6 protein-coding genes are annotated in these 5135 nt (G+C 43.8%); all 6 read left to right on the top strand.

What is annotated here, in order from left to right:
• Window positions 1-297 precede the first annotated feature (297 nt).
• Genes U0M88_RS02925 through U0M88_RS02900 form a run of 6 tightly spaced genes read left to right on the top strand, consistent with a single transcriptional unit; the run spans window position 298 to window position 5128 of the window.
• Window positions 298-525 (top strand): acyl carrier protein, encoded by a 228-nt coding sequence (locus tag U0M88_RS02925; RefSeq protein ID WP_022789564.1) that lies wholly within the window; start codon window positions 298-300, stop codon window positions 523-525.
• A 60-nt stretch (window positions 526-585) separates the two neighbouring features.
• Window positions 586-1017 (top strand): acetyl-CoA carboxylase biotin carboxyl carrier protein, encoded by a 432-nt coding sequence (gene accB / locus U0M88_RS02920; protein ID WP_181965582.1) that lies wholly within the window; start codon window positions 586-588, stop codon window positions 1015-1017.
• The gene (gene accC, locus U0M88_RS02915; protein ID WP_331868852.1) at window positions 1014-2381 is read left to right on the top strand and encodes an acetyl-CoA carboxylase biotin carboxylase subunit; all 1368 of its coding nucleotides are present in this window, start codon (window positions 1014-1016) and stop codon (window positions 2379-2381) included. Before accB ends, accC begins: the two co-directional genes overlap by 4 nt.
• Window positions 2365-3237 carry an acetyl-CoA carboxylase, carboxyltransferase subunit beta gene (gene accD, locus U0M88_RS02910; protein WP_331868851.1) on the top strand — a complete coding sequence of 291 codons (873 nt, stop codon included), beginning with the start codon at window positions 2365-2367 and terminating at the stop codon, window positions 3235-3237. Before accC ends, accD begins: the two co-directional genes overlap by 17 nt.
• Window positions 3234-4169 (top strand): acetyl-CoA carboxylase carboxyltransferase subunit alpha, encoded by a 936-nt coding sequence (locus tag U0M88_RS02905; protein WP_331868850.1) that lies wholly within the window; start codon window positions 3234-3236, stop codon window positions 4167-4169. Before accD ends, U0M88_RS02905 begins: the two co-directional genes overlap by 4 nt.
• Entirely contained in the window at window positions 4151-5128 is a 978-nt protein-coding gene (locus U0M88_RS02900) for a beta-ketoacyl-ACP synthase III (protein ID WP_331868849.1), read from the top strand. Before U0M88_RS02905 ends, U0M88_RS02900 begins: the two co-directional genes overlap by 19 nt.
• Window positions 5129-5135: the final 7 nt, after the last annotated feature.

Here is a 5135-nt window from a genome sequence, read left to right as displayed (position 1 = left end):
TTGTCTTTTCGTCATGCCTGTAAACGACAGATTCCGATCATACCAGTGATCATAAAGCCTGGACTTCATCAAAATCCAGGCTTTACTTTACTTTGTTTTTAAGTTAATACTTTTCTTGTAGCTTAACTTAATGACATTGGGCTTTGTCCTGCCTTTTTTTCATGATGAATAAAAAGTATAAAATTTTTGTAAAAAATCATAAATTTTGAATATCAAACTATTTACTTTGAAAGTCAAAGTAATTATAATACCTTCGTTAGATGTTTTGAATGTCAAAACAAATAGGAGGAAAAAGTTATGTTTGAAGAAATTAAAAAAGTATTGGTAGATGCGATCAATGTAGATGAAGAAGAGATCAAACCGGAAGCAAAATTAAATGATGATTTAGGAATTGATTCTTTGGCCGCTGTTGAATTGGCATTGGAACTGGAAAATGAATTCGATATCCGTATTGAAGATGAAGAACTGGCTAAATTGGAAACAGTTCAGGATGTTATGGATATCATTGAAGCAAAAAAGAAGTAAGTTAATAAACAATCAATGAGCTAAGCAAACTTGGCTCATTTTCAGTAAGGAGCGATGGATATGGAAACAAATCAGATCAGAGAAATCATTGAAATCTTTGAAGCTAGTGGACTTTCTCATATGGAACTGGAAGAAGGAAATCTGAAGATTCGTTTGGAAAAACCGGCTACACCTTCTATGAATGCACCGGTGACACAAATTGTGCACACCCCGATGCCAAAAGAGGTGGAGAAAGTCAAACCTGAAGAAAAGATTACGGTCAATTCGCCATTGGTAGGAACGTTCTATCGGGCAAAATCGCCTAAAGATAAACCTTATGTACAGGTAGGAGATCTCGTTCATGTTGGTGATGTGATTTGTATGGTCGAAGCCATGAAGACCATGAATGAGATTCAGTCGGATAAAGAGGGAACCGTCAAAGAAGTTCTGGTAGAAGATGGAGCGATGGTGGAATTTGATCAAGCCTTGATCGTATTGGGAGATATGGAATGATCCGCCGTTTACTGATCGCCAATCGAGGAGAGATTGCGGTTCGTATCCTTCGTGCCTGTAAGGAAATGGGCATTGAAACCGTCGTGGTGTATTCCAGTGCCGATAAAGAGTCATTGGCGGTACAGTTAGCCGATCAGGCAGTTTGTATCGGTCCTGCCATGGCTAAAGAAAGCTACCTGAATGTGCATATGATCTTACAGGCGGCTTGCTCAACGGGTTGTGATGCGATTCATCCTGGTTATGGCTTTTTAAGCGAGAATGCCAAATTTGCTCGTTTGGTTCAGGAATGTGACATGATCTTTGTCGGTCCCAGTCCACGCTTGATTGATTTGATGGGAGATAAAACACAGGCTCGAAAACGGATGAAGGAAGCCGGCGTACCGGTTGTTGAAGGCTGTGAGGATTCATTGACCAGCTTAAAACAGGCTAGATCCATGGCCGATTCCATCGGGTATCCGGTCATTATCAAGGCCAGACATGGCGGTGGCGGACGTGGTATGCGTATCGTTTATCAGGAAGATGAGCTGGAAAATGCGTATATCGAAGCCGAACAGGAAGCTAAAGCCTGCTTTGAAAACGATGAAGTGTATATGGAACGGTATGTACAAAATCCTAAACATATCGAAGTACAGCTGTTAGGCGATCATTATGGTCATGTGATTCACCTGTATGAAAGAGATTGTTCGTTTCAGAGAAAAAATCAAAAAATGATTGAGGAAGCACCTTGTTCCATCTTAAAGGAAGAAAATCGTCAACGTCTTCTACAAAGTGCCGTAAACGCCGCAAAGTCGATTGGTTATGATTCTGTGGGAACCATGGAGTTTTTGATGGACTCTCAGGGACATTTCTACTTTATGGAGATGAATACACGAATTCAGGTCGAGCATCCGGTAACGGAAGCCATTACCGGTATTGATCTTATCAAATGGCAGATTCGTGTGGCCGCCGGTCAAAAACTGACGATTCAACAGGAAGATGTTCACTGCAACGGCTATGCGATGGAATGTCGAATCAATGCCGAGGATGTAGCTCATGATTTTGCACCGAATCCCGGCCCTATTCAGTTTATGCATACACCGGGCGGCTTTGGTGTTCGTGTGGATACGGCTGTCTATAATGGCAGCGTGATTTCACCGTATTATGATTCGATGATCTTAAAGCTGATCGTGTTTGCCCCTACTCGTTTAGAGTGTATCAAAAAGATGCGGGCGGCTTTGGAAGAAACGATCATCGATGGTGTAAAAACAAATATTGAGTTTAATTATCTAGCATTATACCAGAAGGAATTTATCGAAGGCAGTCATCATATTGGCTATGCCCCGATCTTATTAGAAAGGTTGAAGGAAAATGGACAGTTTATTTAAGGAACGGAAAAAACGTCTGGATATCTTTCACCAGTGGCGTAAAAAACCGCAGCCCAAGGCCAAAGAGATTCCGGATCATGTTTTTATGACCTGTTCGCATTGTCATGCTTCTATTGCGACAATGGATCTGATTCAGGATCAATATGTCTGTCCGGTTTGTCATCATCCTTTTAAGATATCGGCTCGTGAACGGATTCGTCAGGTTGTCGATGAGAATACTTTTAAAGAAACGGAAGCGAAAATGATCAGTATGGATCCCGATCATTTCCCCGGCTATCAGGAAAAGTTGGAACGTATGCAACATCAAACGGGTATGCGGGAAGCTGTGATTACCGGAATCGGAAAGATTCAGGGACATCCGTGTGTGTTGGCAGTCATGGATTCCAATTTCTTTATGGGAAGTATGTCCGCTGCTGTTGGTGAAAAAATCACACGGGCCATTGAACTGGCCACCAAAAAGAAAGTGCCGGTCATCATCTTTTGTACCAGCGGTGGAGCGCGTATGCAGGAAGGGATTCTTTCGCTGGTGCAAATGGCTAAAACATCAGCCGCTTTAATGAAACATAGCGATGCCGGTTTACTATCCATTACCGTGTTGACCCATCCGACCACCGGCGGTGTCAGTGCCAGCTTTGCGATGTTAGGCGATATCATTTTAAGTGAGCCTTATGCCCTGGTTGGGTTTGCAGGCAAGCGTGTTATCGAAGATACGATCCATGAAAAGCTGCCAGAAAACTTTCAGACAGCTGAGTTTGTCTTGGAGAAGGGGTTTATCGATCGTATCGTACCTCGTGAAAAGATGAAGCAGGAATTGGGAATGTTGCTGGGATTTCATTCCGGAAGGAGTGCATCATGAATTTAAAGGAAGCACAAAAACAAATCAGTGAGATCAAAGCCCGTCAGATGGCATTGGATGAAAAAGATATTGATACCTGGCACCAGTACCAGAAACAAATTCGTAAGCTGGAACAGGAAACCATATTAACCCCCTGGGATCATGTGGAATTAGCGCGGCGTCCTGACCGCCCGAAAGCCCAGGATTATATAGAATTGTTGTTTGATGATTTTATGGAGCTGCATGGTGATAGAAGGAGCTTAGATGATCCGACCATGTTGGCAGGGATTGCCCGATTCCATGGCATCCCGGTTACGATACTTGCACAGTCCAAAGGGAAAACGGTGGAGGAAAATCTTCGCCAGCATTTTGGAATGCCACAACCCGAGGGCTACCGCAAGGCTCTTCGCCTGGCGAAACAGGCGGAGAAGTTTCACCGCCCTGTCATCACATTTGTCGACACGCCTGGTGCCTATCCGGGCAAGGAAGCCGAAGAAAAAGGACAGGCACAGGCTATTGCTGAATGTTTATACACTTTTTCCTCTATACAAACGCCTGTGATCTGTTTCGTGCTTTCTGAAGGTGGCAGTGGCGGTGCACTTGCGTTAAGTGTCGCAGATAAGATCTTTATGTTGGAATATGCAGTTTATTCGGTTCTTTCACCGGAAGGCTTTGCCTCGATTTTGTGGAAGGATGGATCGCGTGTAAAAGAAGCCTGTGATGTCATGAAGATGACAAGTGCAGATCTTTTGGAAAGAAAGGTCATCGATGCCATTGTTCCAGAACCATTCGGAGGAGCTGCTACCGATATTCATGGTGTGGCTGAAAAGATGGATCAGATGCTTCGTCAGGCACTGGAAGAAACACTGCATAGCAAGGTGCGTACTTTAGTGGATGCACGCTATGAAAAGTTTAGACGTTTAGGAGATGGCGCATGGAAAATGTCAAAATAGTAGGATGTGGCTATGCCAGAGCCTCTTCAAAAATAGAAAATGAAGCTTTAAAAAAAGCGGTGGATACCAGTGATGAATGGATCCAAACTCGTACCGGTATTGCTTCTCGCTATATCTCTGAAACAGAGAATACCAGTGACTTAGCTATACGTGCGGCGCAAAAAGCTATACAGAATGCGCAAATCAATACCTCACAGATTTCCATGATCATCGTGGCAACCTGTACACCGGATAACGTAACCCCTTCGGTTGCCTGTATTGTGCAGGAAGCATTAGGGTTAAATGATAAACCGGTCATGGCCTTTGACATCAATGCTGCCTGCAGTGGATTCTTGTTTGCCCTGCAATGTGCAGCTTCGATGCTTCAAAAGGGATATGCGTTAGTCATTGGAGCCGAAACTCTATCCAAGATCCTGGATTGGAGCGATCGCAATACGTGTGTATTGTTTGGAGATGGAGCCGGTGCGGTTTTGATACAAAGAACGCAGGATGGTTCTACAATGGATTTCTATGCTCGCTCTAAAGGCGATAAAGAACATGCGCTCTATTGTGCCGGACGATCTTTACAGCCGGATTTGGAGAATGTAGCACAGGATAAACCGTATTTATCCATGAATGGTCGTGAAGTCTTCCGCTTTGCGATTCAGGCGATGCCTGATGCGATTTATGGGGTGTTACAGGGACAGCCGGTAGAAGAGATGGATTTGATGATCCCACATCAGGCCAACATTCGCATTTTAGAATATGTCAGTAAGAAAATGAAATTCCCAATGGAGAAGATGTTTGTCAATCTGGATCAGTTTGGCAACACTTCGGCAGCCAGCGTGCCGATTGCGTTAGCACAGGCATGGGAAGAACACAAAATCAAAGAAAACATGGATCTGGTACTGGTCGGATTTGGAGCTGGGTTTACCTGGGCCGCCTGTAAGATCCATATCGAAGGAGGAAAACACCAATGATGATCAA

This window comes from Faecalicoccus sp. (assembly GCF_036552745.1).
Lineage (GTDB): Bacteria > Bacillota_I > Bacilli_A > Erysipelotrichales > Erysipelotrichaceae > Faecalicoccus.
Note: the sequence above shows the minus strand (reverse complement) of the source record. Positions and strands in the feature narration are given on the sequence as shown.

Excerpts from the sequence above, each read along its gene's own strand:
- U0M88_RS02925 (WP_022789564.1), top strand. The coding sequence starts at position 298 with ATGTTTGAAGAAATTAAAAAAGTATTGGTAGATGCGATCAATGTAGAT.
- accB (WP_181965582.1), top strand. The coding sequence starts at position 586 with ATGGAAACAAATCAGATCAGAGAAATCATTGAAATCTTTGAAGCTAGT.
- accC (WP_331868852.1), top strand. The coding sequence starts at position 1,014 with ATGATCCGCCGTTTACTGATCGCCAATCGAGGAGAGATTGCGGTTCGT.
- accD (WP_331868851.1), top strand. The coding sequence starts at position 2,365 with ATGGACAGTTTATTTAAGGAACGGAAAAAACGTCTGGATATCTTTCAC.
- U0M88_RS02905 (WP_331868850.1), top strand. The coding sequence starts at position 3,234 with ATGAATTTAAAGGAAGCACAAAAACAAATCAGTGAGATCAAAGCCCGT.
- U0M88_RS02900 (WP_331868849.1), top strand. The coding sequence starts at position 4,151 with ATGGAAAATGTCAAAATAGTAGGATGTGGCTATGCCAGAGCCTCTTCA.